Origin of the sequence: Curtobacterium sp. USHLN213 (assembly GCF_037144815.1) — a bacterium.
Taxonomy (GTDB): Bacteria; Actinomycetota; Actinomycetes; order Actinomycetales; family Microbacteriaceae; genus Curtobacterium.
Window position 1 is genome coordinate 69,056 of sequence record NZ_JBBCYQ010000007.1, and the last position, 23,915, is coordinate 92,970.

A 23,915-nucleotide genomic window follows, 5' to 3' on the forward strand; every position below is an offset into this window, starting at 1 on the left:
CCCGAGCAGGCCTGCACGTGCGGGCAAGCTCGGGTCTTCCGTCGTCGGGCGATGCTACTGGTGCTTGATCCAGGTGGTCTTCAACGCCGTGAACTTGTCGAGCGCGTGCACCGAGAGGTCACGACCAAAGCCGGACTGCCCGAACCCGCCGAACGGCACCCCGACGTCGATCGCATCGACCGTGTTCACCGAGACGGTGCCAGCCCGGAGTCGCGGCGCGACGCGGTGCACGCGCGAGAGCCGGTCGGACCAGATCGATGCGGCGAGCCCGTACACGGAGTCATTCGCGAGCGCGATCGCCTCGTCCTCGGTGTCGAAGGGCATCACGGCGAGCACGGGCCCGAAGATCTCCTCCTTGGCGATGACCGCGGCGGGCGGCACGTCGGTGAAGATCGTCGGTGCGACGAACGCGTCGCTCGTGGCGCCGGGCACCGGTCCTCCGCCAAGCAGGAGCGACGCCTCGCGTCGGCCGGTCTCGATGTACGAACGGACGCGGCTCGCGTGGCGGCTGCTGACGAGCGGGCCCATGGTGGTCGCCGGGTCGAGCGGGTCGCCGACCACGATGGCCGACGCGCGCGCCGCGACCCGCTCGATGAGCGCGTCGGCGATGCTCCGTTCGACCAGGAGGCGCGAGTTGGCCGAGCAGACCTGCCCCTGGTTGGTGAAGATGCCGGCGATCACCCCGTCGGCTGCGGCGTCGAGGTCGGCGGTGTCGGCGAACACGAGGTTCGCGCTCTTGCCACCGCACTCGAGCCAAACCTGCTTGAGGTTCGACTCGCCCGCATACCGGAGGAACAGCGCGCCCACGGGCGTCGACCCGGTGAAGGTGACCACGTCGACGTCCGGGTGCACGCCGAGTGCGCGGCCGGCGACGGGGCCAGCACCCGGGACGACGTTGAGCACGCCGTCCGGGAGGCCCGCCTCGGACGCCAGCTCGGCGAGACGCATCGCGGACAGCGGGGACTCCTCGGCCGGCTTGAGCACGACCGAGTTGCCCGTGACGAGCGCGGGGGCGAGCTTCCACATCGCCATCTCGAGCGGGTAGTTCCAGGGCACGACCGCCGCCACGACGCCGAGCGGCTCACGACGGACCAGCGCCAGCTCGCCCTCCGCTGTGGGCGCGATCTCGTCTGGCAGCTTGTCGATGAGCTCGGCGTACCAGCGGAGGATCGCCGCGGTGCCGGGCACGTCGAACGCGGTCGTGTCCGCGATGAGCTTGCCGGCGTCGAGCGTGTCGAGCAGCGCGAGCTCGTCGGCGTGCTCGAGGACGAGGTCGGCGAGGCGGACGAGCACGGCCTGCCGTTCGCGCGGTGACCGACGCGTCCAGCGGCCGTCGGCGAACGCGCGCCGTGCGGCCTGCACGGCAAGGTCGACGTCACGCTCACCGCACTCCGCGACCTCGGTGAGGACCGCGCCCGTGGCGGGGTTCACGGTGCTGCGTCGGGTGCCGTCGAGGCTGGGGACGGACCGGCCGTCGATGAACGCGTCGCGGGGGAACCGGAGTGCGACGGCGGCGTCCTGCCAGGAGCGGAACGTGCCGGGAGCCGGGACAGCGACGGTCATTCTGCGACTCCTACCACGGCGGGCGCGGCGACGGCGTCCCTGGGGGCGGCCCCGGCGACGGGTCGGCGGCGCATGAGCACGTAATAGAGCGGGCAGATGACTGCGAGCCCGATCACCCACGAGATGTCGATCCCGCCGAGCGCGACGGCGACCGGGCCCTCGTAGAACGCGGTGTTGATGAAGGGCAGTTGCACGGCGATGCCGAGGACGTAGCAGATGACCGCGTACCGGTTGACCCGGCCGTAGACGCCGCCGTCGCTCCGGAAGAGCGAGGCGATGTCGTAGTCGCCGTGCCGGACCGCGTAGTAATCCACGAGGTTGACGGCCGTCCACGGGATGAGCACGCAGAGCAGCAGCGTCATGAAGTTCGACAGATTGACCAGGAAGTTGCCGGCACCGGCGGCGCCGATCACGAGGGCGACGACGAAGAGGACGCCGGCGACGACGCTGCGGGTCCAGGCGCGCGGGACCCACTTCGAGAATACCGTCTGACCGATCGTGATCACCGCGAGGCTACCGCAGTACAGGTTCATCGCGTTCGTGACGCTGATGCCGACGCCGAAGGCGAAGAGCGCTAGGCCACCGATGCCCGGGGCGAGGTGCGTGAGCCCCGTCGCGGTGTCGAGCTCCGGGAACCCCGCTCCAAGCAGCGCGCCGAGCGCCATGGTGATGAGCGAGCCGAGCACGCAGCCGAGGAAGGTCGCCCAAAACGCCGGGCGGACACCGGTGTCCTTCGGGAGGTAGCGCGTGTAGTCCGACACGTAGGGCGCGTAGGCGATCTGCCAGAGCGCCGCGACCGACACCGCACTCATGAACCCGGCCGCCGTGACGGTGCCGCTCGACATAGTGCCGGCGGGCAGCGTATGGCCGACGCCGATGTACACGAAGACCGCGACGAGCACGAGGCCGGCGAGGACCGTCATGATCGTGCCGAGCGCGTGCAGTAGCCGGTAGCCGAAGACGACACCGACGACGCTGATCGCGCCGATGAGCGCCGTCGACCAGAAACTGCCGAGATGGAGGAGCCCGTCGAGGGCCTGGCCGCCGAGGACCGCGTTCGAGGCGAAGAACGCCACGTACATGCCGACCACGATGACAACGACGAGGAGGCTACCGTAGGAGCCAAACTGCGCCCGGGTTTGCAACATCTGCGGAACGCCCATCTGCGGGCCCTGCGCCGCGTGCAGCGCCATGACGACGCCGCCAAGGACGTTGCCGATGGCGAGGGCGACGACGGCGGCCCATATCGGCAGGCCGTACACAGCCGTGGCGAGCACGCCGGTCGCGATCGTCAACATCATGATGTTGCTGCCGAACCAGATGGTGAACAGGTTGCGGAATTTGCCGTGCCGCTCGGTCTCGGGGATGTGGTCGACGGTCCGCGTCTCGACACCGGCGACGTAGGTGCGCGTCGCTGTGCTCATGGGCTCCTCCTCGGATCGCGGCGCTCGGGCGCCGGTGGACAGCAGCATGGTCCGCTGGACCGCATCTCGCCAATGACGTTAGATGATGCATCGGATCGCGAAGACCGATCTAGCCGGTAGCGATGCAAGCGCGACATGAACCGGAAACAGGCGCGAAATGAAAGGGGCGCTCACGTGAGCCGTAAGCCCGACATCACCCTCACTCAGTTGCGGTACTTCATCGAGGCAGCCTCGTGCCTGTCGATGACCGGCGCCGCCCAGCAGCTCCTCGTCGCGCAGTCCGCGGTGTCGACTGCGATCGCCCACCTCGAGACGCAGATCGGCGCGCAGCTGTTCATTCGGCAGCGCGCGCGTGGGCTCGCGCTGACCCCGGCAGGTCAGCAGCTCCTCGGGGATGCACGAGCGCTCATCCTCAACCTTGAGGAGGCGCTCGACACCGCGCGGGGCATCGACAACCAGGTGCGCGGATCGATCCGCATCGGTTGCTTCGTTACGCTGGCGCCGTTCGTCCTGCCAGCCATCGTGTCGCGGGTCCGCGTATCCCATCCGTACCTCGGGATAGAGGTCGACGAGGTTGACGCCGAGGGCGCCCGCGACGCCCTGCGAAGCGGGCGCGTGGAGGTGGTGATCGGCTACGACTTTGAGATGGGACCGGACATCCGCAAGACGGTGCTGCGCGAGGCACCCCCGCACGTGCTGCTCGCGGCGGACCACCCGCTCGCTGCGAAGCCGCACGTGTTCCTCCGCGAGCTCTCACGCGAACCGATGATCCTGCTCGATCTCCCCCAAAGCCGCGACTACTTCCTGGGGATCCTCGCCTCGGTCGGCCTGCAGCCGCAGATTCGGCACCGGTCAATGAGCTACGAGACCGTCCGTGCCTTCGTGGCACACGGACACGGGTTCTCGATCCTCAACCAGCGCCCGCGACACGACCAAACATACGACGGCGCGCGGGTCATCGCGCGTCCGATCGCGGACGACGTCCCCGCACTGTCGGTCGTGCTCGCGACCATGCGGTCGGTGCGCATGACGGCCCGCGCCCGCGCGCTCATGGAGGTCGCGGGCGAGGTCCTCCGAGAGTCGCTCGAACCCGCCTAATTACGGCGGTGTTTCGACGAGGTTGCACATCTCCATTGCTGATCCGATCAATGATCTTCGTCTATTTGACCGATGCGGCAGATGGCAACCAGCCTGGCTCTCAACGGAACAACGCGGGGCGTCTCCCCGTTTCACTTGGAGGTAGGCATGTCGGGGCACGAGACCGAGGTCGTCATCGTCGGAGCAGGGCAGGCCGGGATCGCGATGAGCGAGCACCTGGCCACCCGGGGCATCGCGCACGTCGTCCTGGAACGCAGCCGCATCGCCGAGCGCTGGCGCTCCGAACGCTGGGACTCCCTGGTCGCCAACGGCCCCGCGTGGCACGACCGATTCCCCGGGCTCGAGTTCGACATCGACCCCGACGGCTTCGCGACGAAGGACCAGGTCGCCGCGTACTTCGAGGCGTACGTCCGCAAGTTCGACCTGCCGGTCCGGACGGGGGTCGACGTCGCCGCGGTCCGCAGGAACGGCGGCCGTCCGGGCTTCACGGTCGAGACCTCGGACGGCACGTGGGACGCCCGGTACGTCGTCGCCGCCACGGGAGCGTTCCAGCACCCGGTAATTCCCACCATCGTCCCCGAGAGCGCCGGACTCCACCAGGTGCACTCGAGTTCGTACCACAACCCCGAGCAGCTCCCCGAGGGTGCCGTGCTCGTCGTCGGCGCAGGGTCCTCGGGCGTGCAGATCGCAGACGAGGTCCGCCGCTCGGGCCGAGCGGTGTTCCTGTCCGTCGGCCCCCACGACCGCCCGCCGCGCGCATACCGAGGGCGGGACTTCGTCTGGTGGCTCGGTGTGCTCAACAAGTGGGAAGCTGCGACGCCGCCACTCGGCGCCGATCACGTCACGATCGCGGTGAGCGGTGCCGACGGCGGGCATACGGTCGACTTCCGCGACCTCGCGGCGAGCGGCATTACGCTCGTCGGTCGCACGACCGCGTTCGAGGCCGGGACCATGCGGTTTGCCCCCGACCTTCGCGACAACATCACGCGGGGCGACGCGAACCACCTCGCACTCCTCGCGGAGGCGGACGCGTACGTCGCGCGGAACGGTCTCGACCTGCCCGACGAGCACGAGGCGCACCACCTCGGCCCTCTCCCGGCGAGCGCGATCGACCCGGTGCTCGAACTTGACCTCGAAGCTGCCGGCGTCACGTCGATCGTGTGGGCGACCGGGTACCGGCAGGACTACGGCTGGCTCCACGGAAAGGCGGTCGACGATCGGGGCAAGCCCCGCCAGCAGCGCGGCGTCTCCGCCGAGGCCGGCGTCTACTTCCTCGGATTGCCCTGGCAGTCCCGCCGCGGCTCGAGCTTCATCTGGGGTGTCTGGCACGACGCCGGCTACGTCGCGGACCACATCGCCATCCAGCGGACTTACGCGGCCCACACGACCGGGCCCGCGCCGATCACCGGGCGCACGGCCGAGCCGAACGACACCATCCGCGACGAGTCCCTCGCGATCGCCCAGACCGGAGCAGCACGATGACCACGCACACCCGCATCCGTCCGTTCAACACCAGAGACACGTACCCTGAGCAGAACCTCGCCAACGACCTCTGCCAGGCCGTCGTCGCGAACGGCGTCGTGTACCTCCGCGGCCAGATCGGGCAGGACCTCGAGACCCGCGAATCGGTCGGCATCGGTGACGTCGAAGCGCAAACCGAGCAGGCGATGGCGAACATCGCGATGCTCCTCGAAGAGGCCGGCGGCACGCTCGAGGACATCGTCAAGGTGACCGTCTACCTCGTCGACGTCCGCTACCGCGAGACGGTGTACCGGACGATGGGCAAGTGGCTCGTGGGCGTCTTCCCGGTCTCGACCGGGATCGTCGTGCACTCGCTCGCCCGCCCCGAGTGGCTCGTCGAGATCGACGCCACCGCGGTCCTGTCGTGACCTTCTCCCTCGCCGTCCGCGACGCGGAAACGGGGTCCTTCGGCTCCGTCATCTGCTCGTCCTCCCCCGCGGTCGCTGCCCGGTGCGTCCACCTCCGCGACGGCGTCGGCGCTGTGCACTCGCAGAACATCACCGACCCACGGCTAGGCCGCCGGGTCCTCGACATCATGGAAGGCGGCTCCGCCGCCGACCACGCCGTCGACCGCGTGGTCACGACCGACGCGACCGCCCCCTACCGGCAGCTCGTCGCGGTCGACGCGGCAGGCCGCACCGCGGTCCATTCGGGCGAACGCGCGCTCGGCATCGTTGCCTCCCACAGAGGCGAGGGCGCCGCGGCCGCGGGCAACATGCTCGCGACCCCGGAGGTCCCGCGAGCCCTCGTCGAGGGCTGGGATCGCGCCTCCGGCTCCCTCGAGGAGCGCCTCCTCACCGCGTTCGCCGCGGCAATGGCCGAGGGCGGCGAAGCCGGCCCCGTGCACAGCGCCGGGTTGACGGTCGTCAGCGGACACGGATGGCGCACCACGGACCTCCGCGTCGACTGGAGCGACGACCCGCTCGCCGACCTGCGGGCACTCCTCGCGGTCTGGCTCCCGCAGCGCGACGACTACATCGTCCGCGGCCAGGACCCAGCACGCTCCCCCGGATACGGAGTGCCCGGTGACGACCGCTGACGTCGACCGAGCGAAACGTGAACTCCGCGTGACCACGGAACGCGGTCACGGGCAGCTCGTGGCGCTCGCGGACCGCATCCACGCACACCCCGAGATCGCCTGGGAGGAGCACCGCGCTGCCGCCTGGGTCGCCGGTGCGCTCGACGCCACCGGGTTCACGACGACGGTCGGCGCGTTCGGGCTCGACACGGCCGTTCACGCCACGATCGGCACAGGGGGCCACCGCATCGCGCTCGTCGCGGAGTACGACGCGCTCCCCGGCCTCGGGCACGCGTGCGGACACAACCTCATCGCCGCGTCATCCGTCGGCGCGGCAATCGCACTCGCCCGCGTCGCCGACGACCTCGACCTCACCGTCGAGCTGTACGGCACCCCCGCCGAGGAGGGAGGCGGCGGCAAGATCGAGATGCTCGACCGCGGCGCGTTCGCCGGCGTCGACCTCGCCATGATGGTCCACCCCGCGCCCGTCGACGTCGCCGATGCCCGCCCGTTCGCCGTGACGCACTCGCACATCGCCTACGACGGCGTCGCCGCGCACGCCGGCGCGTACCCGGACCAGGGCGTCAACGCCAACGACGCCTTCGTCGTCGCGCAGGTGGCCATCGGGCTCCTGCGACAACAGCTCCCGGCCGGGACGCGCGTCCACGGCATCCAGACCGTCGGTGGCATGGCGCCCAACGCGATCCCGGCCCGCACCGAGGGGCGCTGGTACGTCCGCGCGGAGACCCTCGCCCAGCTGCTCGAGGTCGAGGAACGCGTGCTGCGCTGCTTCGAGGCGGGTGCGGTCGCCTCCGGCGCGAGGCTCACCGTCACGCCCGAGAGCCAGCCGTACTCGGAGTTCCGGACGGCCGATTCGGTCCTCGCGTCGTACGTCAAGAACGCGACGGCCCTCGGTCGCCGGTTCACTACCGGCGACGCGGCGGCGCGCATGAACCGCGCGTCCACCGACATGGGGAACGTGTCGCAGCGGGTCCCTGCCATCCACCCGTACATGGGTCTGGAGGCTCGTGGTGCGTCCAACCACCAGCCCGAGTTCGCCGCCGCGTGCATTGGACCGAGCGCCGCAGCATTGGTCCGGGATGCTGCCGTCGCACTCAGTTGGACCGCCGTCGACCACGTCACGGCGAAGCTGACGAGACCACTTGAAGCGAATGCCTAGTCCCACGAGCCAAGAGCCTCATCCGAATCCCTGTCCTGAGCCGAGGGAGGCTGAATGCTCGGTCCCAAGCGCTTCTCTTGGTTCAGCGAATGCGGGTGCCGGCACTGACGATCCGCCGCATGGTCTCGTGGGGCAGCTCGAGCATGCTGACCACGGCCGTGGCGTTCAAGGTGGCGACAGCGTTGACAAGCCGGTCTGCGTCGCCGGTATCAAGCTCAAGGGACTGCTGCAGGTTCCGTTGACTCCTGACCTGTGAGGACGTGGTCCTCGCTGGAAGGATATCGATCATGGCCAAGCCGTATCCAGAGGAGTTCCGGCGCGACGTGATCGCGGTCGCGCGTCGGGGCTAAATCCCGTTGACGCAGGTCGCGAATAACTTCGGGATGTCCGAGGGGACGTCGATGACGGCGTCAAGTCCGGCGTCACGCGTGTGGAGAACGCGGAGCTGAGGGAGTTGCGGAAACAGAACCGGCTGCTGGAGCCGGAGAACGAGATCCTCCGCTGTGCTGCCGCCTATCTGCCCCAGGCACACCTCCCAAAATGACTCTTCTATGCCTGTTGTCAAGCGGTGCTGGCGTTCAGCTGGCGGAGGATTTGGCGGCTGATGTAGCGCTTGAGGTTGCGGCGGATCTCGCGGCTGCTTTTCCCGCTGGCTCGTGATCGGTCGACGTATGAGCGGGTGCTCGGGTCGCAGCTCATGCGCGTTCTGGCGATGACGTCGAGGGCTCGGTTGAGCTGGCGGTCACCGGATCGGCTCAGGCGATGTCGGGTCGTATTGCCGGACGACGCCGGGAGTGGCGCGACGCCGCCTAGCGCGGCGAACGCGGCTTCGTTCCTGACCCGGCCCGGGTGCGAGTAGGCGCAGATGATGATTGCCGCGGTGACGGGGCCGACGCCGATGGTGGCCTGCAGTCCCGGCGCGAGCTCGTCGGCGAGTTCTAGGAGAGATGCCCGGTTCTCGGCGAGCTGATGGTCGCCGGCCTTGATCGCGGCCGCGAGCCGTTGGCTTCCTGGCGTGCGATCGCCGTCACCGTGTCGTCACTCGCCCGGGCCCGCCAACTGTGGATCTCTTCGAGCTGACGTGCTGTGATCGGTCGGCGGACGTCGAGTTCGAGGTCGATGATGCGAAGGAGCGCGGTGAGAGCATTGCGGTTCGCCGTTCGTTGCCCGTCGATCAGGCGCCGTGCGGCGAGGAGCACCCGCAGCGCTTGCCGCTTGCCGCCCGCTCGAGGTTGCGAGATGTTGTCCTCGTTGCGGGCCAGGGCGTATCGGGCTGCCGCCTCCGCGTCGATCGGATCGGACTTCCCACCGTGCGCACAACTGCGTCTGGAGGGTGGTCGGATCTCACCGACAGGGATGTGCTCGCGCTGCAGCGCGTCGGTCAGTTTCGCGCCGTATGACGAAGTGCCCTCGACTGCCGCGAAGACGCGTCCGCGCTCGGTGCGACGTCTGATCCACACGACCGCACGCCGCATACCCGCGGCGCTGCTCGGGAAGGCTTCCGTCCCGGCCACAATGCCCGTCGCTGCGGTGACGATGGTGAAGGTGTGGGATCGTACGTGCGTATTGACGCCGACGACGTAGTCGAAGTGTTCCGCGATCTTGCCCATTCCGTGCCTGCTTCCTTTCGTGCTGGTCGAGGCCTGCAGGGTCACGTGAAGACAGTTCTGTAATGAGTCACATCGGGAGCGGCGGACGCTCTTCTGATTAGGTCATCCAGGTGGGCAGGCCGATGCCCGACGCCGCTCGTGGACGAGTCATTTTGAGGACACCGCGGCTGCGGGTCGGACATACCCGGAGTCACACGGGCAGCGTCGGGGATCAGCCTGTCCGCCGGCCTCGGACCAGCCGGAAACCATTACAGAGATACCCGCTGGTCCTTGAACTCGCCGCCGACCGGATCCCGGTCGCGGTGACCTGCCGAGTGCTGGGCTTCACGAAGTAGGCGTTCTATGCCTGGCGGAAAGACCCAGTGAGCCGCCGCGATTGGCAGAATGCGCACCTGACCGAAGCCGTCGATGCGCACCGCGACGGCCCGACATCCGGATACCGATTCATCGCCGACGACCTCACTGCCACCGGCCAGCTGACGAAGGCGCGCGTCTCTTAGTGACGCGCACCTCGGGCGGCCATGTCAGCAGCCCTCGACAGCGACAGGTACAGGACGGCCCGCAGCGCATTGACGACATCGGACGGGACCACAGGTTGTGGGCCCGTCCGATGTGCTGGGCTGGTTAGCCGCGGCTGCTTCGTGGGTCGTTGCCGGGGGCGATGGTGTCCTTCGCGCGGATCTGCCCGTTGCGGCCGTGGACGTTGAGCTCGCCACCGCCGGCGTTGCCGATGATCTGCCGTCCGCGGTTGATGGCGTCGGCCTGCGTGCTGGTGTGTGCGGAGGCACGGGATGCGCCGCCTGCCTTGACATCCCATCCGCCGTTGGGGTTCTTCACGACGTGTCGGTCGTTGCTGTTGGTCACGATGTTCTTCTTTCTGTTCTGCCGCGTGTGCGCGGCGCGGTGGTGGTCGGCGGTGTGGGTCCCGCCGACCACCGTTGAGGGGTGGAGTGCTTACGCACCGGTGGCGCCGCCAGCGTTCATCTGCACGTTGGTCGCGGCTCGTTGGGCGTTGGCTTGCGAGGTGAACGCCTCACCGGACGCTGCGACCTTGTTGCTGGAGCGCCATGCCCGCCACCGCCACGAGCCGGCGGTGTCGAGGTACACGTCGTACCGGGCGGTGAGCGCGCCGACCTTGAACGCCGATGCGGCGCGCTGAGCGTTCGTGGAGGTCACGAACGTCTCTCCCGCCCAGGCGACCATCTCGCCGTTGCCTGCGTAGAGCCACCAGGACCACTGCGCGTTCTGGGTGGGCTGAATCGAAAAACGGAGGGACACTGTGCCCGCTCCTTCCATTGTCGGCAGGGTGAGCCCTGCGGAGGGAGCCGCCGGTGTTGGCGGCGGAGGAAGATCAGTCACGATGGACGTGACTGTGATTCGTCGGCTCGACAGATGGAGCCGTCACGAAGACATCCGGGGCGCGTTTCGACACGCGCAAACCCGACCGCGAAACCCGCACGTTCGCGCGATGCGTGACAACGGGGGCGTCTTCGTGGGTACAGTGAGGGCTCAACCGGTGAGGGTGACCATGTGGTGGCTCCAATCTGGTTCTGGAACACGGTGAGCGCTTCGGCCTAGGAAACTTGGGCGCGCATCGTGTTGTGACAGCCCTCGACCGGAAGACCCGGTCGGGGGTTTGTTCGTTGTGCGGGCCGGTGGATGACCTCACACAAACGACACTACATCTAGTGCGCGACAGCGGGACCGACCACAAGGGAAAGTGTTACAGCCGTGTAGTTCTCCACAGTGTCCTCCACAACGTGGACTGTTCTGTGTACCCCGGGATTCTGCGGATCAGGACGTCTCCACCGACGCTCCTCCACATCTTGTGGACGAGACCCTCAACGCTTGTAGACACCCCTCTTCGGCGTGTCGCGAGTCGCGCCGCCTGTCCGGCTCCTCCAGTTCCTAGCCAGGCTCGACTCCTCCAGCTTCGTACGCCGAGGGCACCTAATGCCTCGACGAAGTACAGACCTCACCGGCCACGGCCTTGACATCCTTCCCGCCTGGCCTCGGCTCGATGCGGTCGTGGAACGACTCTCTATCGGCACGGCAACGGACATCCGCTTGGCCTTCGGTAGGCCACCGGATGTTGCCGCTGCTTTCGTCGGATTCGCGCCACTGCGAATCATGCGGGAGCACTTCCCCGGCGCTGCCGTCCTCGCCGACTGCACCAAACTGGTCCCCCGTTGGGATCGCAACCCGCGACACCTACCCGGGAAGCCTGACGATCTTTGAGGGCCGGGATCACGGTATTTGTGGCAGCACGACCGTCCCTGCCTGCAGCGGCGGCGGTTTTCACGTCAAGCTGAGCGCTCGGCTCCCACAATCAGCCTGCGGCCCGTCCGTCGAAGCGACAACCCGCGTTCCTCTAGCACTCTGATTGCCGCCGCGGTGTTCGTGTCGCACCTCGCCCCGTCCGTGTTCGGGAGCCACTGATCGGCCGCTGGACGCCCGCGACGAGACAGCGGTCCGGAATGCTGTTCGTCGTCATCGCCGCGGCATGCCCGACCACCGCAATCGGTGTATCGAACGCGGTTCTACCGAACAGCCTTGTTTTCTATGGACAGGAACCCGTGGTCGAGGAAGCCGACGATCCAGGTGAGGCTTGGGTCGACGTCGGTGGCCATCTGGAACCCGCCGGAGGCCTCGATCGTGGCGAAGCCGTGGAGGACGCTGCGGAGCATCCGGAGCGCGTGGACCTCGTCGGCGGGGTCGAGTGTGTACCCGTGCAGGGCGGCCGCGAACGATCCGAGCGTTCGGTCGAGCGCGATGGCGAGCGGGTCGTGCGGGCCGTCCGGGCGGATCCCGACGGTCGCGTCGTAGCGGCCGGGGTGCCGACGGACGTAGCTGCGGACGGTTTGCGCTGCAGCGCCGAGCGCGTCCCGCCCCGAGCGTCCCTGCAGGGCGTCACGGAGCTCGTCGCCGAGCTCGTCGGCAGCGAGGATCGCGATGCGCCGGGTCAGGTCGGCGATCCCCTCGACGTGCTTGTACAGGGACGGCGTCTTCACCCCGAGGCGAGCGGCGACGGCGTTCATCGCGAGACCGGCGAGCCCTTCTTCATCGGCCAGCGTTGCTGCGGCGGCGGTCACGGTCCCCGCGTCGAGTCCTGCCCTAGGCACGGTGGCCCCCGTCCAGCGGGAGGGTCCGAGTGAGGAACGGCAGGGTCAGCTCGAGGACCGCCGCGGGGGTCTCGGTGTGCGGGTAGTGCCCGGCGCCGTCGATCACCGCGAGTTCGCCGATGCCGTCCGGCAGGTCCGCGAGGATCCGCTCGCCCTCGGCCCGCGGGTCCGCCCAGTCCGGGTCGGCGCTGCCCTCGATCACCAGGACGGGTCGGCGGACGTCCCCGAGCACGGCGCCGGCGTCGGCGGGCGATGTCCGGGTCATCGCGCGGAGGACCGCCATCCGCTCGGGTCGACGGAGCGTGGTCTCGATGCGTCCTCGTTCACCGATCCAGTCCGCGGGCTTGGTCGGTACCGCGACGTCGAGGTAGGCGAGCCAGCCGGACAGGCTTCCGGTGGCCATCACCCGGGCGAGCTGCACGGTTCCGGCCCGGTGCCGCCGGTTGCGCAGCAGGCCGCCGAGGTCGATCGATTGCTTCCGGGTGAAGGGCGCGAGTTCCACGACGCCGGCGACGACGTCGGCTGCGGTCGCTGCCGCGATGCTGGCCGCGCCACCACTGATCGACTGCCCGATGATGACCGCGGGACCGCCGAGGTGGCGGATCACGGCGACCAGGTCGCGTGCGATGTCGGCGCGCTCGTACGAGGGCCACCCGGTGCTCGAGTCACCGCAGCCGCGGAGGTCGACGTTAGCGACCCGGTAGCCGGCCGCGACCAGGCCGGGGACGAGGAAGCGGTAGGAGTGGCGGCTGTCGCCCATGCCGTGCGCGAGGACCACGAGCGGTCCCTCGCCGGTCAGGTCGTACGCGATGGTGCCGCCGATGGTGTGCAGGTGCTCAGTCATGTGATCCTCCTGGCTAATGGGATTAGCCCAAAGCTAACAGCATTAGCCAGGAGGATCAAGCGCAGGCACCGGTCGCCCCTGCGCAATTGGTAAGCCCCATGCCCGCCGTGCCGGCACTACGACGCACCACCTATGCATCCGCTGCACCAGCACTCGCGCACACGGCGGCTGCGGGGCGTCGAGCGTCGAGCGTCGAGCGTCGAGCGCAATCGTCCTCAACCTCCGTAAGGTGAAGCCTGCCAGCGCCGGTCAGATGATCCGCCGTCGCCGTCCCCGCGCCCGATTCGTCGAGCACAACGGCCGCCGCACTCGCCGCAGAGCATCCGTCAGCGTGACGACGGCCCCTGATACGACCTGACGGTGATATCGGCGGTATCGAAGTCCGGCGCCAAACCATCGAGCTCGATCGTCGCAGAGTCGCCGGCGGCAAGGTCGAAGTAGTTGTCCGACGCTTGCATCTCGTTCCATGGGGAGGCTATTGAGACCTGGTAGGTGAAGACAGTCGCGGTAACCGTCACGGCGGCACTTGTCGGCCCGGTTCGGCGGACACGGAAGCTGAGGTCGCCGTGCTCAAGGTCAAGATCTCGGACCTCGCCCGCGAAGTATCGGTTGGTTGGGAACGAGCCGTCTGCGCTCGTCGCCCACGCCACCTCTCCGTGCCGGAGGGTCTCCGACTGCGCCCACACTCGCTGCGACGCGCCGGCCTCAACCTCGAACGTCATCGAGGTGTCAACGCGCTTCTGCCCGTGCGAGTCCTCGACCGAGATCGAGACGGTTCCGGTCGTCACTTCCCGGCTGCTGTTGCTCACCCAAAGCTCGAGACCGGCCGACGTCTCCACGAACGACGCGACGATTGGCGCGAAGACGCGCTTCATCGCGTAGTAGCTGGCCTTCGGCACCGCGTCGAAGTCGATGACTGACCAGCTGAACCCGGGCCAGACGTCGTTGAACTGCCACCACAAAGTTCCGCTGCAGTGCGGCTGGCGTCGACGGAAGTGCTCGATGCCGAACTTCAAGCCCTCTGCTTGAGCGGCCATCGTGGCGTCGACGTACTCGCGCATCGTCCTTGGGATGCCGGTAGAGATCCGAAGGAGCGCGTCGCCCTTGTCCTTCGGGCGGTCCTTCATGTGCGCGTCGAAGGACTCACTGTGGATATCGAGGCTGTCGGCCTCAATCCATCGTTCGAGGGTCTCAAGCGCAGGCGAGGCGTGAATACCAAACTCGCTGATGAACTTTCCATGGTCGTTCGCGTACCGACGGTAATGCGCCGCCTGTCCGGGATCGGAGTAGGGCCCGCCTCCGGCGCCCATGTCAGTGCCATGCCAGACCTCCCACGAGTGACGATCGCCGTCAAGGACGCCGTTCACCGCCATCCAGCCCTCGCCGAGGTCGTCGCCGTAGGGGCTGCCTGGCCAGTAGGGCACTCCGCCGTCGAGCGTTTCGACGATCGACGGGAGCAAATCGTGGAAGAACTGCCGTCCCCATTCGCCCTCCTCGTAGTCCTGGAAGGCGAAGCCATGAAGCATGTGCACCTCGTTGTTGCCGGACCACAGGGCGATGCTCGCGCGGTTCCGGAGCCGCGAAACTTGATAGCGCGCTTCCGCGTCCACCTCTGCGCGCAGGGTCGGGTCGGCTTCGGGGTAGTCAGTGCAGGCGAACATGAAGTCCTGCCAGATCAGTACGCCAAGTTCGTCGGTGAGCGCGTAGAACGCGTCTGCTTCGTAGATTCCTCCGCCCCAGACCCGCAGCATGGTGATGTTCGCATCGCGGGCCCGCTCGAGTAGGGTCCGGTATCGGTCGTCGGTGACGGATCCGACGAGGAGATCCGCCGGAAGCCAAGCGGCCCCACGGGCAAACACAGGGAACCCGTTGAGGACGAAGCGGAAGAGCTGTCCGCCCTCCGGATCTGGGGACCGGTCGAGCGTCACTGTTCGGAGTCCGATGCGGTCTCGCACACGGTCGAGCGCTGCACCGTTCGCATCGAGGAGCTCGACCTCGACGTCATACAGCGCGGGCGTACCGAGGTCGTGGGTCCACCAGAGTTCCGGCTCCGGAACAATCACGGTGGTTCCTCCGCGGCCGGTGTGGATTGGGAACCGAGCGGTTGTCTCGCGCCCGTTCGGTGACGTCATCCGGACGAGGACTTCCGCGTCGGTGTCGTCGGCACGTTCCACCTCAGCCCGAATGGTGAGGTGCGCGCCGCGTTCGTCGATGTGGTCAGTCCGGACGTGGTGGCCGCTGAGAGTGGGGCCATCAATGCTGATGAGGTCGACGGGGCGCCAGATGCCGATCGATGGCACACGCGGGCCGAAGTCCCATCCCCAGGAGCACACTGCCTTTCGCCGGAGCGTCGACAGCGCGTGCATCTCGGACATCCCGCCGCTTGCGGGAACGTCCGACTGTTCGGTCGATCCGGTGAGCACAGCCGCGAGCCGCTGCTCGAGCAGGGTCGCTGGTGCAGGAGGGACGAGCCCGGCGAGCGGCGGGAGAAACCGGACTAGGAGTTCGTTGTCCGCTCGGATCAGCGCACCCACCTCGAACGAGGCTGGACGGAACATGTTTTCGTGGTGGCCGAGGTGCACTCTGTTCAACCAGACGTCAGCGACCGTGTCGAGCCCGTGGAACACGAGTGCGAGCTCCTCGGGGCTCGCGTCCTTCCCGAAGGTGAACGTCGTTCGGTACCACCACGCCCGCTCCTCCACCCATCGGACTGCTTCTTCGTTCCGGTCTCGGTACGGGTGTGGGATCCTCCCGCTGGCGATGAGAGCTTCGTGTACGCCGCCCGGGATACTTGCGGCGATCCAACCATCCCGCTCAGATACCTCGTCGATCGAGGCATGCAGATCGGTATCGATGATCTCGAAGTCGTGCAGGCTCGTCGTGCTCTTGGACATGCTGTGCTTCTTCCTCGGCGTCGTCGCCGTCATGTGGTTCGGACTACCTGCTGCGGAGGTCCGACTGAATTGGAGTTCAGATCTTTGAATTGCTGCGCTGCCCGTCGAGCACCGCGGCCACCGCTAGCGCTCGAACCGACCGCGGGGGGATGATCGGGGCGTTCGACCGCAGCAGCGTGGATGTTGGCGAGGTCGGCCGCGCCGACGACACCGGCGTCGTTGACGAGTTCGGCGATCACGAAGTCCGGCTCCGGGTGGTAGCCGCGGGCCGGCAGGTTGTTGAGGTAGGCCTGCTTGATCGGGTCGAGCAGCCGGTCCCCCGCGCTGGCGACGCCGCCGCCGAAGACGAAGAGCTGCGGGTCGAGCACGGCGGACAGCGAGGCGCAGGCCTCGCCGAGGTGCCGGCCGAGGCGTCGCAGCGCCGCGAGGGCACCCGGGTCGTCGGCCAGGATCAGGTCGCCGACGATGTGGCCGTCGAGTTCGCCGCCGTTGGCCGCACGCGCGTCGGCGAGGGCTGAGCCGATGCCGCCGGCGTCCGCGACGTCGTTCGCCATGCGCTGCAGGGCACGACCGGAGCCGTACTGCTCGATGCAGCCGCGGGCGCCGCAGCCGCACGGGAGGCCGTTCGGCACGATCCGGAGGTGGCCGATCTCGCCACCGGTGCCGAAGCCCCCGCGGAACAGCCGGTCCTCGGTGACGATCGCACCGCCGACGCCGGTCCCGATCGTCAGCATGGTCATGTCGGACACGAGCCGACCGGCACCGAAGCGGAACTCCGCCCAGCCCGCCGCGTTGGCGTCGTTGTCGACGGTGATGTGCAGGTCACCGATGCGCTGCTGCAGCTTTTGGCGCAGCGGCTCGTTCCGCCACCGGATGTTCGGCGTGTAGTAGACGATCGACTGCGAGGCGTCGATGAAGCCCGGCGCGGCGACGCCCACCGCGCTGACCTCGTTCGCGGCGCGCAGTCGCGAGACCATCGCGACGACGTCGTCGAGCATGGCGTCCGGGTCCGCAGCGTTGGTGGCCACCCGGTCCTCGGCGACGATCTCGCCCAGTTCCGTGACGACCGCTCCCGCGATCTTGGTGCCCCCGATGTCGATTCCGATGGCGTGCACGGTCCGGTCTCCGATCAAGGCTTCGCGGTGCGGGCCGGTGCCTGGCCAGCGCGCAGCGACGTCAGGAACGGCGCGCTGGCCAGACTCGCGGGCAATCGTGGTCGGCGGAAGCCGACAGAGACACAACAACCCACGATCCTGGCGACTCCGCTTCAAGCGGGGTCTCACGACGACGGTACCGCAATCTTGGCTCGTGACAAGCCTGAAAGATGCAAGTCCGACCGAGCCGAACCTAGGCGGTTGACCTCCCAAGCCTTAGCACGAGCCATCCACTTGCGTCTCGGCTGTTGCGAAGGCTCGAACAACGCGCTAGTTTCGCTGGCACGCAGTTAGCACGAGCCAAGGTCGGACCGTTGCTGCGCTCAGAAGGAGGCCGTCGATGGCGACGAACATTCCCGCCCACCCGTACACAACAGCGACGCCGGTCCAACGCGTCAGCTCCTGGTACCTTGGCGCCCTCGGGCTTGCCCAGTTCGGTATCTTCGCTGCAATCCTGACGCCGGTGATCGTGAGCATGCAGCTCAAAGCGCAGGAGATCAACCCGGAGAATCCCGCGGCTGTCGTGGGTCTCGTGCTCCCGATCGGCGCGTTCGGTGCACTCATCGGCAATCCGATCTTCGGTGCGCTAAGCGACCGCACGCGCACCCGATGGGGCCGTCGCAAGCCCTGGCTCGCCGGCGGCATCATCGGCTTGCTGCTCGGACTTGTGTGGATTTCCTTTTCCACCAGCGTTCCGATGCTGGTCGTCGCATGGCTCGTGAGCCAGCTGGCGTCGAACGCCGCGTCCGCCGCACTCGTTGCGAGCTTCGCGGACAACGTGCCCGAGGAGCAGCGGGGTCGCGCGTCGAGCATCCTGGCACTTGCCCAGAATGTGTCGGTCCTCGGCGGTGTCTACGGCGCCGTGTACTTGGTGAACAACCTCCCGATCCTGTTCATTGTGCCCGGCCTCGTCGGCGTCGCTGCGGTGGCCGTCTACGTCTTCGTTACCCCGGACCGCCTCCCGGAGATCGAACCGCGGCAGTTCTCCTTCGGACGACTGCTCGGGACGTTTTGGACGAACCCGATCAAGTACCCGGACTTTGGTCTGGCATGGTGGTCGCGCTTCCTGATCACGTTCGCCAGCTACATGTTCACCACGTACCGCCTCCTCTACATGGAGGACCACCTGCACCTGCCGACGCAGACCGCGGTCGCCGCGGTCGCGAACGGTGTTGGCATCTACACGGCCGCGCTCCTCGTCGGAACCGTCTTCTCGGGATGGCTCTCCGACAAGCTCCGTCGCCGGAAGATCTTCGTTGGTGGATCCACGTTCATCTTCGCTATCGGGCTCGTCGTGCTGGCCTTTGCGAACAGCGTCGGCCACTTCTACGTCGCCGAAGCGATCATGGGCTTCGCCTTCGGTATCTATGCCGCGGTCGACACCGCGCTTGTGATCGACGTGCTACCGGACCGAAGCAAGCCGGGCAAGGACCTTGGCGTCCTCAACATCGCCAACTCCCTGCCGCAATCCATCGCTCCGGCTCTCGGCCTCGCGCTGCTTGGTCTCGGAGCAAGCGCCGGCGACAACTACGTCGCGCTGGTGTGGGGCGCTGGCATCATCGCGGTGCTCGGCGCGCTCATTGTCATCCCCATTAAGGGTGTGCGTTGACCTCGCACGCCTCCGCACCACGCCTGAGGAACATGCATGACTGACGAACAAACGACGGTCCCTGCCCGGGAGCTCCTTCCCGGGCAGGTGTCCCGTATCCGCATCCACGACACGATGACAGGGACCTCCCACACCGTGTTCGAGAGCAGCACGACACTGTTCGAGGCGCCGAACTGGACGCGCGAGGGCAACCTGATCGTCAACGGCCAGGGCGCCCTGTGGACGATGCCGTCGAATGGTTCGGAGCAACCGCAACCCATCGAGATCGACGGTATCCCTGATCTCAACAACGACCACGTCCTACATCCGTCGCACGAGAGCATCTTCATCTCGGCGAACGACTTCCAGTTGTACGAGGCTCCAATCACGGGCGGGTCGGCCCGCCGAATCACCGCCGCAGACGGCGCGCTGTACTTCCTGCACGGCGTGACCCCCGACGGCGAAACCCTTGCCTACGTCCGGCTCGAGCCAGCCGATGGTGACTGGTGGGCGAGTGCGACAATCCACGAGATCGGCATCGACGGAACGGGTGACCGCGCTGTCACGACGCATCCCGGACCCGCGGATGGCCCCGAGTACTCCCAAGACGGTCGATGGGTGTACTTCAACACTGAGCAATTCGAGAAGGGCCGGGCACAGATTGCGCGCATCCGTCCGGACGGCAGTGAGTTGACGCAGCTCACCTTCGACGAACGCGTCAACTGGTTCCCGCACCTCGCACCCGTCGGCGGACTCGCCGTGTACCTCAGCTTCCCCGAGGGCACTGCAGGTCACCCCGCCGACAAGGCCGTACGCCTGGTGCTCGTCCGAGACAACGATTGGCAAAACGGCACCGTCGTCGAGGAGTTCAACGGCGGGCAGGGGACGATCAACGTCAACAGCTGGTCCCCCGACGGCACCGCTTTCGCCTACGTCGACTATCCGCTCACCACAGGACAGGACTGAACGATGATCGAGGACGCACCCGACAAGCTCGCCGTGCTGCAGGCTGAGGACGCCGAGCTCCGCTTCACGAGCTTCGTGCACGACGACGCGTTGGCCGTCGGCCTGAAGCTGATCGATCTCGCTCGCTCGCGGGGGCTGACCATCTCGAGCTCGGTTTGGCTCGGCGAACAGCTCGTCTTCCAAGGGGCACTCGCGGGCACGACCGCCGACAACGACAGCTGGATGAATCGGAAGGTCGCCGTCGTACGCCGGTTCGACAAGGCATCGTTGTTCGTGGCCGAGCAACTCGCCGCGTATGGCATCACTGACCCGGCCGCTGCTCGCATGGTCGATCCCATGCTCTACGCCTTCAACGGCGGCGCTGTGCCGATCAGGATCGGCGCGACCCAGGTAGGGGTTGTCGCCGCCTCGGGCGTCAACGACTACGTCGAGCACGATCTAGCCGTCGAAGCGCTTCGGGCGCACCTCGCGCGCTGATCGTACAAGCCGACGGACGGGAGGCGCGGTGCCAGCGGGCACCGCGCCTCCCGTCCGTTCATGGTCAGGCCGACACGACCTACTGTTCCTGGATGCCCTACTGGTTACTGAACGCCGCGTCGAACGAAGCCTCCGGCTGCGGCCAGAGCAGCGACCGGATGTGCCCGACCGCTTCGGCGGCACCGTGCAAGCGCTCCATGCCGGCGTCCTCCCACTCGATCGAGATCGGCCCGGTGTACCCGATGTGCCGCAGGGCGCGGAAGGCGTCCTCCCACGGGACGTCGCCGTGCCCGGTCGACACGAAGTCCCAGCCGCGGCGCGGATCGCCCCACGGCAGGTGCGACCCGAGGATGCCCTGGCGGCCGGACGCCGGACGGATCCGGGTGTCCTTGCAGTCGACGTGGTGGATGCGGTCCGCGAAGTCGGTGATGAACCCGACCGTGTCGATGCCCTGCCACGCCATGTGCGACGGGTCCCAGTTGAACCCGAACGCGGCGCGGTGGTCGATGGCCTCGAGCGCGCGGACGCTCGTCCAGTAGTCGTAGGCGATCTCGGACGGGTGGACCTCGTGGGCGAACCGGACGCCCTCGCCGTCGAAGACGTCGAGGATCGGGTTCCACCGGTCCGCGAAGTCCTGGTAGCCGGCGTCGATGACGTCCTGGCCGACCGGCGGGAACATCGCGACGTACTGCCAGATGCTCGACCCGGTGAACCCGACGACGGTGTCCACGCCCATCTTCCGGGCGACCCGGGCCGCGCGCTGCATGTCGGCGGCCGCGCGCTGCCGGACGCCCTCGCCGTCGCCGTCGCCCCAGATCGCCGGGCGGACGATGGCTTGGTGGCGGAAGTCGATCGGGTCGTCGCACACGGCCTGCCCGGCGAGGTGGTTCGAGATCGCCCAGACACCCAAGCCGTGCCGGTCGAGGACCTCCAGGCGCGAGCGCAGGTAGGCGTCGTCCTCGTCGGCGCGCGCGAGGTCGAGGTGGTCACCCGAGGCGGCGATCTCGAGGCCGTCGTACCCCCACTCGGCGGCGAGGCGTGCGACCTCCTCGAAGGGCAGGTCGGCCCACTGTCCGGTGAACAGGGTGACCGGGTTGGTCGTGGTCATGCTGCCTCCGTCGTCGAGGTCTCTGCAGTGAGGGTGTCGTTTAGTGGGTGCTCGATCGCCGTGCGGTCGCCGGTGCGCGCGCTCCCGAGCACGGCGTCGACGAGTTCCAGCGATCGGACGCCGTCCTCGACGGTGGGGAGACCGTCCGGAACAGCGCCGCGGACGGCCGCGTACGAATCGGCGATGAACGCTGCAAATGCGTCCGTCCACCCCTGGGGGTGCCCCGGCGGCGTGCGGTTCAGTCGAGCCTGGTCTGCCGACACCGTTCCCTCTCCGCGGTGCAGGATCGTCGAACCGTTTTCGCGGCCGAGCCACACAGATTCGGGCTGTTCCTGATTGAAGACGGCGGAGCCTTCGGACCCGTCGATCTCGAACCAGAGACGGTTTTTCCGCCCGGCTGCAACCTGCGAGATGACCGTGTTCGCGAGGTACCCATGGTCGGAGAGGAAGGTGACCACCGCTGTGTCCTCGGTTTGTACCCGGACGCGTTCTGCCGCGTGCTCGCCCGTGGCGTCGCCTCCAAATGAAGCACCCCCGGCACGAGGATCGGGTCGATCCGCGTAGGCGATCGACGTTCGGGCGTGCAGCTCAGTGAAGCGACTGCCGGTAACGAATTCTACGAGGTCGCACCAGTGCGTGCCGATGTCCGCGAACGCTCGCGAGGGGCCGCCGATGGCCGGGTCAACCCGCCAGGTGGAAGCTTCCGGGGAGACCAACCAGTCCTGCAGGTAGGAGCCGTGCACGGTGAGGACTCGCCCGAAGACTCCGCTCTGGATTCGCGCGCGGATCTCGCGGACAAGCGGGTGGTACCGGTACACGTACGGCACGGTGGATATCGTCCCGGCTCGGCGGACTGCATCAGCGAGCGCCCGGGCATCCGACAGCGTCGTCGCGACAGGCTTCTCAACAATGGTGTGCAGACCCGCATCGGTGGCTGCGATCGCGTAGGAGACGTGGGTGTCGTTCGGCGTGCAGATGTGCACGACGTCCGGCCGGTCGTTGATCAGTTCCTCAACCGAGCTGTATCCGACGGGGACGTTCCAGTCGTCGGCGGTCTGTCGCGAGCGTTCCGCAGTCGAGCCGAGGACTCCGATAACCTGTGCGCTCGCGTCACGGGCGCCGCGGAGGTGCGCCGCAGCGATCATCCCTGTGCCGATGATCGCGGCGCGGACCGGGGCGGTCATCGCGCGGCCTCGGCGAGCGCTCGGTCGTGCGCATCCGCTATCTGGGCCCTGGCAGTGTCAATCGTTTCGAGCACCGCGACGGTTTCGTCAATGGTGTGCAGTGGCGACTCCGTACGGCCGTCTCCGACGAAACGGGCGAGCGCCGTGGCTTCCCACGACAAGGCGTCGAAGCCCTGGACACCGGTCGGGTCAGCCCAGTGGAGCACCGTCGATCCGTGCTCGGCGCCCCACACCTTCAGCGTCGTGGGTGCGTAGAACACGCCGTCGAGGACGATCGTGCCCTCGGTGCCTGCAATGGACGCTGCCATCGGTGTGCGGGCCAGAATGGTTGTGAACAGTGCCGCCTGGGCGCCGCTTTCGTGGTCGAGGATGAGCGTGGCTGCGGCGTCCACTCCGGTGTCGGTCATCGTGCCCCGCGCCGTGACGGTTGACGGGTTGCCGAGGACCATTGAGGCGAACTGGAGGGTGTAGATACCGAGGTCGAGCAGGGCGCCGCCGCCGAGTTCCGGCCGGAATAGACGGTGGTCGGGGCTGAATGGAATCGCCTGTCCATGGTCGGCGAGGACAGACTGCACCGTACCGAGCGCTCCGTCGGCGATGAGCTTGCGAATCACGGACGCCTGCGGAAGATAGCGGCTCCACATGGCCTCCATGGCAAGGACCCCCGCTGCCCGCGCGGCAGCAGCAACCGTCCGGGCTTCGTCGGCCGTCACGGTGAAGGGCTTCTCCACGAGCACGTGCTTGCCCGCCGCGATTGCCGCGAGCGCCACGGTGGCGTGCTCGCTCTGCGGTGTCGCGATGTAGACGACGTCGATGTCCGAGCGGGCGAGAAGCGCTTCAACTCCAACGACGGTGTGTTCGACGCCATGCTCGGAGGCGAAGGACTCAGCGCGGTCTTGTGACCGTGAAGCGACCGCGACTACTTGCTGCGTAGTGTGCCGATGCAGCGCATCGACGAACGCGCCGGCGATCCAGCCGGGACCGACGATCCCCCACCGGAGCGAGGGCTCACCTGTTCCGGCGGTGAATACGTCTGGATCGGGAAGGACGGTGGGGATCATCGTTGCTCCTGTCGTCGAGCCCCGCTCCGAATCGACGCCGGTCGTGCTGAGCGGCAATGGACGGAGACTTCGTAATCGTCAGATTAGCACGAGCCAACTGCTG

General features: G+C 67.8%; 20 protein-coding genes and 2 pseudogenes. 9 read left to right on the forward strand and 13 right to left on the reverse strand.

All coding sequences use genetic code 11. From position 1 onward, the window contains the following. Window positions 1–54: 54 nt before the first annotated feature. Both WFH25_RS11100 and WFH25_RS11105 read right to left on the reverse strand, forming a co-directional pair. A complete protein-coding gene (locus tag WFH25_RS11100) occupies window positions 55–1,563 on the reverse strand; it encodes an aldehyde dehydrogenase (RefSeq protein WP_336697698.1) in 1,509 nt (502 codons plus the stop codon). After that, a complete protein-coding gene (locus WFH25_RS11105) occupies window positions 1,560–2,987 on the reverse strand; it encodes a purine-cytosine permease family protein (protein ID WP_336697699.1) in 1,428 nt (475 codons plus the stop codon). Before WFH25_RS11105 ends, WFH25_RS11100 begins: the two co-directional genes overlap by 4 nt. Before the next feature lie 174 nt (window positions 2,988–3,161). Between WFH25_RS11105 and WFH25_RS11110 the strand changes: the two genes are divergently transcribed. From WFH25_RS11110 to WFH25_RS11130, 5 genes are all read left to right on the forward strand, one after another. Further along, on the forward strand, window positions 3,162–4,085 hold the full coding sequence (locus tag WFH25_RS11110; RefSeq protein WP_336697700.1) for a LysR family transcriptional regulator: 924 nt from the start codon (window positions 3,162–3,164) through the stop codon (window positions 4,083–4,085). 147 nt (window positions 4,086–4,232) lie between these two features. Then, window positions 4,233–5,567, forward strand: a complete 1,335-nt coding sequence (locus tag WFH25_RS11115) for a flavin-containing monooxygenase (protein ID WP_336697701.1) — start codon at window positions 4,233–4,235, stop codon at window positions 5,565–5,567. Continuing rightward, a complete protein-coding gene (locus tag WFH25_RS11120) occupies window positions 5,564–5,974 on the forward strand; it encodes a RidA family protein (RefSeq protein WP_336697702.1) in 411 nt (136 codons plus the stop codon). Before WFH25_RS11115 ends, WFH25_RS11120 begins: the two co-directional genes overlap by 4 nt. Further along, window positions 5,971–6,645, forward strand: coding sequence for a DUF1028 domain-containing protein (locus WFH25_RS11125; RefSeq protein ID WP_336697703.1), 675 nt, complete (start codon window positions 5,971–5,973; stop codon window positions 6,643–6,645). Before WFH25_RS11120 ends, WFH25_RS11125 begins: the two co-directional genes overlap by 4 nt. Continuing rightward, window positions 6,632–7,804 carry a M20 family metallopeptidase gene (locus tag WFH25_RS11130; protein WP_442892409.1) on the forward strand — a complete coding sequence of 391 codons (1,173 nt, stop codon included), beginning with the start codon at window positions 6,632–6,634 and terminating at the stop codon, window positions 7,802–7,804. The genes WFH25_RS11125 and WFH25_RS11130 overlap by 14 nt, the downstream gene beginning before the upstream one ends. Before the next feature lie 82 nt (window positions 7,805–7,886). On the opposite strand, the gene WFH25_RS11135 is transcribed toward WFH25_RS11130, so the two are convergent. Both WFH25_RS11135 and WFH25_RS11140 read right to left on the reverse strand, forming a co-directional pair. Then, entirely contained in the window at window positions 7,887–8,093 is a 207-nt protein-coding gene (locus tag WFH25_RS11135; RefSeq protein ID WP_336697704.1) for a hypothetical protein, read from the reverse strand. A 272-nt stretch (window positions 8,094–8,365) separates the two neighbouring features. Then, window positions 8,366–9,414: pseudogene (locus WFH25_RS11140) on the reverse strand (IS110 family transposase). A 245-nt stretch (window positions 9,415–9,659) separates the two neighbouring features. Here WFH25_RS11140 and WFH25_RS11145 point away from each other — a divergent pair. Then, window positions 9,660–9,887, forward strand: a pseudogene (locus WFH25_RS11145) (IS3 family transposase); the annotation flags it as partial. Between the two features lie 151 nt (window positions 9,888–10,038). Here the strand turns inward: WFH25_RS11145 and WFH25_RS11150 are convergent. The 6 genes from WFH25_RS11150 to WFH25_RS11175 form a co-directional block, all read right to left on the reverse strand. Continuing rightward, on the reverse strand, window positions 10,039–10,278 hold the full coding sequence (locus WFH25_RS11150) for a DUF2188 domain-containing protein (RefSeq protein WP_336697705.1): 240 nt from the start codon (window positions 10,276–10,278) through the stop codon (window positions 10,039–10,041). 90 nt (window positions 10,279–10,368) lie between these two features. After that, window positions 10,369–10,692 carry a DUF1508 domain-containing protein gene (locus tag WFH25_RS11155; RefSeq protein ID WP_336697706.1) on the reverse strand — a complete coding sequence of 108 codons (324 nt, stop codon included), beginning with the start codon at window positions 10,690–10,692 and terminating at the stop codon, window positions 10,369–10,371. A gap of 1,262 nt (window positions 10,693–11,954) precedes the next feature. After that, the gene (locus WFH25_RS11160) at window positions 11,955–12,536 is read right to left on the reverse strand and encodes a TetR-like C-terminal domain-containing protein (protein ID WP_336697707.1); all 582 of its coding nucleotides are present in this window, start codon (window positions 12,534–12,536) and stop codon (window positions 11,955–11,957) included. Then, the gene (locus tag WFH25_RS11165) at window positions 12,529–13,380 is read right to left on the reverse strand and encodes an alpha/beta fold hydrolase (protein ID WP_336697708.1); all 852 of its coding nucleotides are present in this window, start codon (window positions 13,378–13,380) and stop codon (window positions 12,529–12,531) included. The genes WFH25_RS11160 and WFH25_RS11165 overlap by 8 nt, the downstream gene beginning before the upstream one ends. Before the next feature lie 326 nt (window positions 13,381–13,706). Further along, complete coding sequence (locus WFH25_RS11170; protein WP_336697709.1) at window positions 13,707–16,274, reverse strand: glycoside hydrolase family 2 protein; 2,568 nt, start codon at window positions 16,272–16,274, stop codon at window positions 13,707–13,709. Window positions 16,275–16,303: 29 nt separating this feature from the next. Continuing rightward, window positions 16,304–17,389, reverse strand: a complete 1,086-nt coding sequence (locus WFH25_RS11175) for an ROK family protein (RefSeq protein ID WP_336697710.1) — start codon at window positions 17,387–17,389, stop codon at window positions 16,304–16,306. Window positions 17,390–17,768: 379 nt separating this feature from the next. Between WFH25_RS11175 and WFH25_RS11180 the strand changes: the two genes are divergently transcribed. Genes WFH25_RS11180 through WFH25_RS11190 form a run of 3 tightly spaced genes read left to right on the forward strand, consistent with a single transcriptional unit; the run spans window position 17,769 to window position 20,459 of the window. Continuing rightward, entirely contained in the window at window positions 17,769–19,037 is a 1,269-nt protein-coding gene (locus tag WFH25_RS11180) for an MFS transporter (RefSeq protein ID WP_336697711.1), read from the forward strand. Between the two features lie 36 nt (window positions 19,038–19,073). Continuing rightward, complete coding sequence (locus WFH25_RS11185; RefSeq protein ID WP_336697712.1) at window positions 19,074–19,982, forward strand: TolB family protein; 909 nt, start codon at window positions 19,074–19,076, stop codon at window positions 19,980–19,982. A gap of 3 nt (window positions 19,983–19,985) precedes the next feature. Next, window positions 19,986–20,459, forward strand: a complete 474-nt coding sequence (locus WFH25_RS11190; protein WP_336697713.1) for a heme-degrading domain-containing protein — start codon at window positions 19,986–19,988, stop codon at window positions 20,457–20,459. Between the two features lie 97 nt (window positions 20,460–20,556). On the opposite strand, the gene WFH25_RS11195 is transcribed toward WFH25_RS11190, so the two are convergent. Genes WFH25_RS11195 through WFH25_RS11205 form a run of 3 tightly spaced genes read right to left on the reverse strand, consistent with a single transcriptional unit; the run spans window position 20,557 to window position 23,812 of the window. Further along, window positions 20,557–21,567, reverse strand: coding sequence for a sugar phosphate isomerase/epimerase family protein (locus WFH25_RS11195; protein ID WP_336697714.1), 1,011 nt, complete (start codon window positions 21,565–21,567; stop codon window positions 20,557–20,559). Beyond that, on the reverse strand, window positions 21,564–22,751 hold the full coding sequence (locus WFH25_RS11200) for a Gfo/Idh/MocA family protein (RefSeq protein WP_336697715.1): 1,188 nt from the start codon (window positions 22,749–22,751) through the stop codon (window positions 21,564–21,566). Before WFH25_RS11200 ends, WFH25_RS11195 begins: the two co-directional genes overlap by 4 nt. After that, entirely contained in the window at window positions 22,748–23,812 is a 1,065-nt protein-coding gene (locus tag WFH25_RS11205; RefSeq protein WP_336697716.1) for a Gfo/Idh/MocA family protein, read from the reverse strand. Before WFH25_RS11205 ends, WFH25_RS11200 begins: the two co-directional genes overlap by 4 nt. Window positions 23,813–23,915 lie beyond the last annotated feature (103 nt).

Coding starts and splice junctions, on each gene's coding strand:
- WFH25_RS11185 (WP_336697712.1), top strand. CDS start 19,074: ATGACTGACGAACAAACGACGGTCCCTGCCCGGGAGCTCCTTCCCGGG.
- WFH25_RS11165 (WP_336697708.1), bottom strand. CDS start 13,380: ATGACTGAGCACCTGCACACCATCGGCGGCACCATCGCGTACGACCTG.
- WFH25_RS11195 (WP_336697714.1), bottom strand. CDS start 21,567: ATGACCACGACCAACCCGGTCACCCTGTTCACCGGACAGTGGGCCGAC.
- WFH25_RS11135 (WP_336697704.1), bottom strand. CDS start 8,093: ATGATCGATATCCTTCCAGCGAGGACCACGTCCTCACAGGTCAGGAGT.
- WFH25_RS11205 (WP_336697716.1), bottom strand. CDS start 23,812: ATGATCCCCACCGTCCTTCCCGATCCAGACGTATTCACCGCCGGAACA.
- WFH25_RS11105 (WP_336697699.1), bottom strand. CDS start 2,987: ATGAGCACAGCGACGCGCACCTACGTCGCCGGTGTCGAGACGCGGACC.
- WFH25_RS11170 (WP_336697709.1), bottom strand. CDS start 16,274: ATGTCCAAGAGCACGACGAGCCTGCACGACTTCGAGATCATCGATACC.
- WFH25_RS11100 (WP_336697698.1), bottom strand. CDS start 1,563: ATGACCGTCGCTGTCCCGGCTCCCGGCACGTTCCGCTCCTGGCAGGAC.
- WFH25_RS11115 (WP_336697701.1), top strand. CDS start 4,233: ATGTCGGGGCACGAGACCGAGGTCGTCATCGTCGGAGCAGGGCAGGCC.
- WFH25_RS11190 (WP_336697713.1), top strand. CDS start 19,986: ATGATCGAGGACGCACCCGACAAGCTCGCCGTGCTGCAGGCTGAGGAC.
- WFH25_RS11200 (WP_336697715.1), bottom strand. CDS start 22,751: ATGACCGCCCCGGTCCGCGCCGCGATCATCGGCACAGGGATGATCGCT.
- WFH25_RS11180 (WP_336697711.1), top strand. CDS start 17,769: ATGGCGACGAACATTCCCGCCCACCCGTACACAACAGCGACGCCGGTC.
- WFH25_RS11120 (WP_336697702.1), top strand. CDS start 5,564: ATGACCACGCACACCCGCATCCGTCCGTTCAACACCAGAGACACGTAC.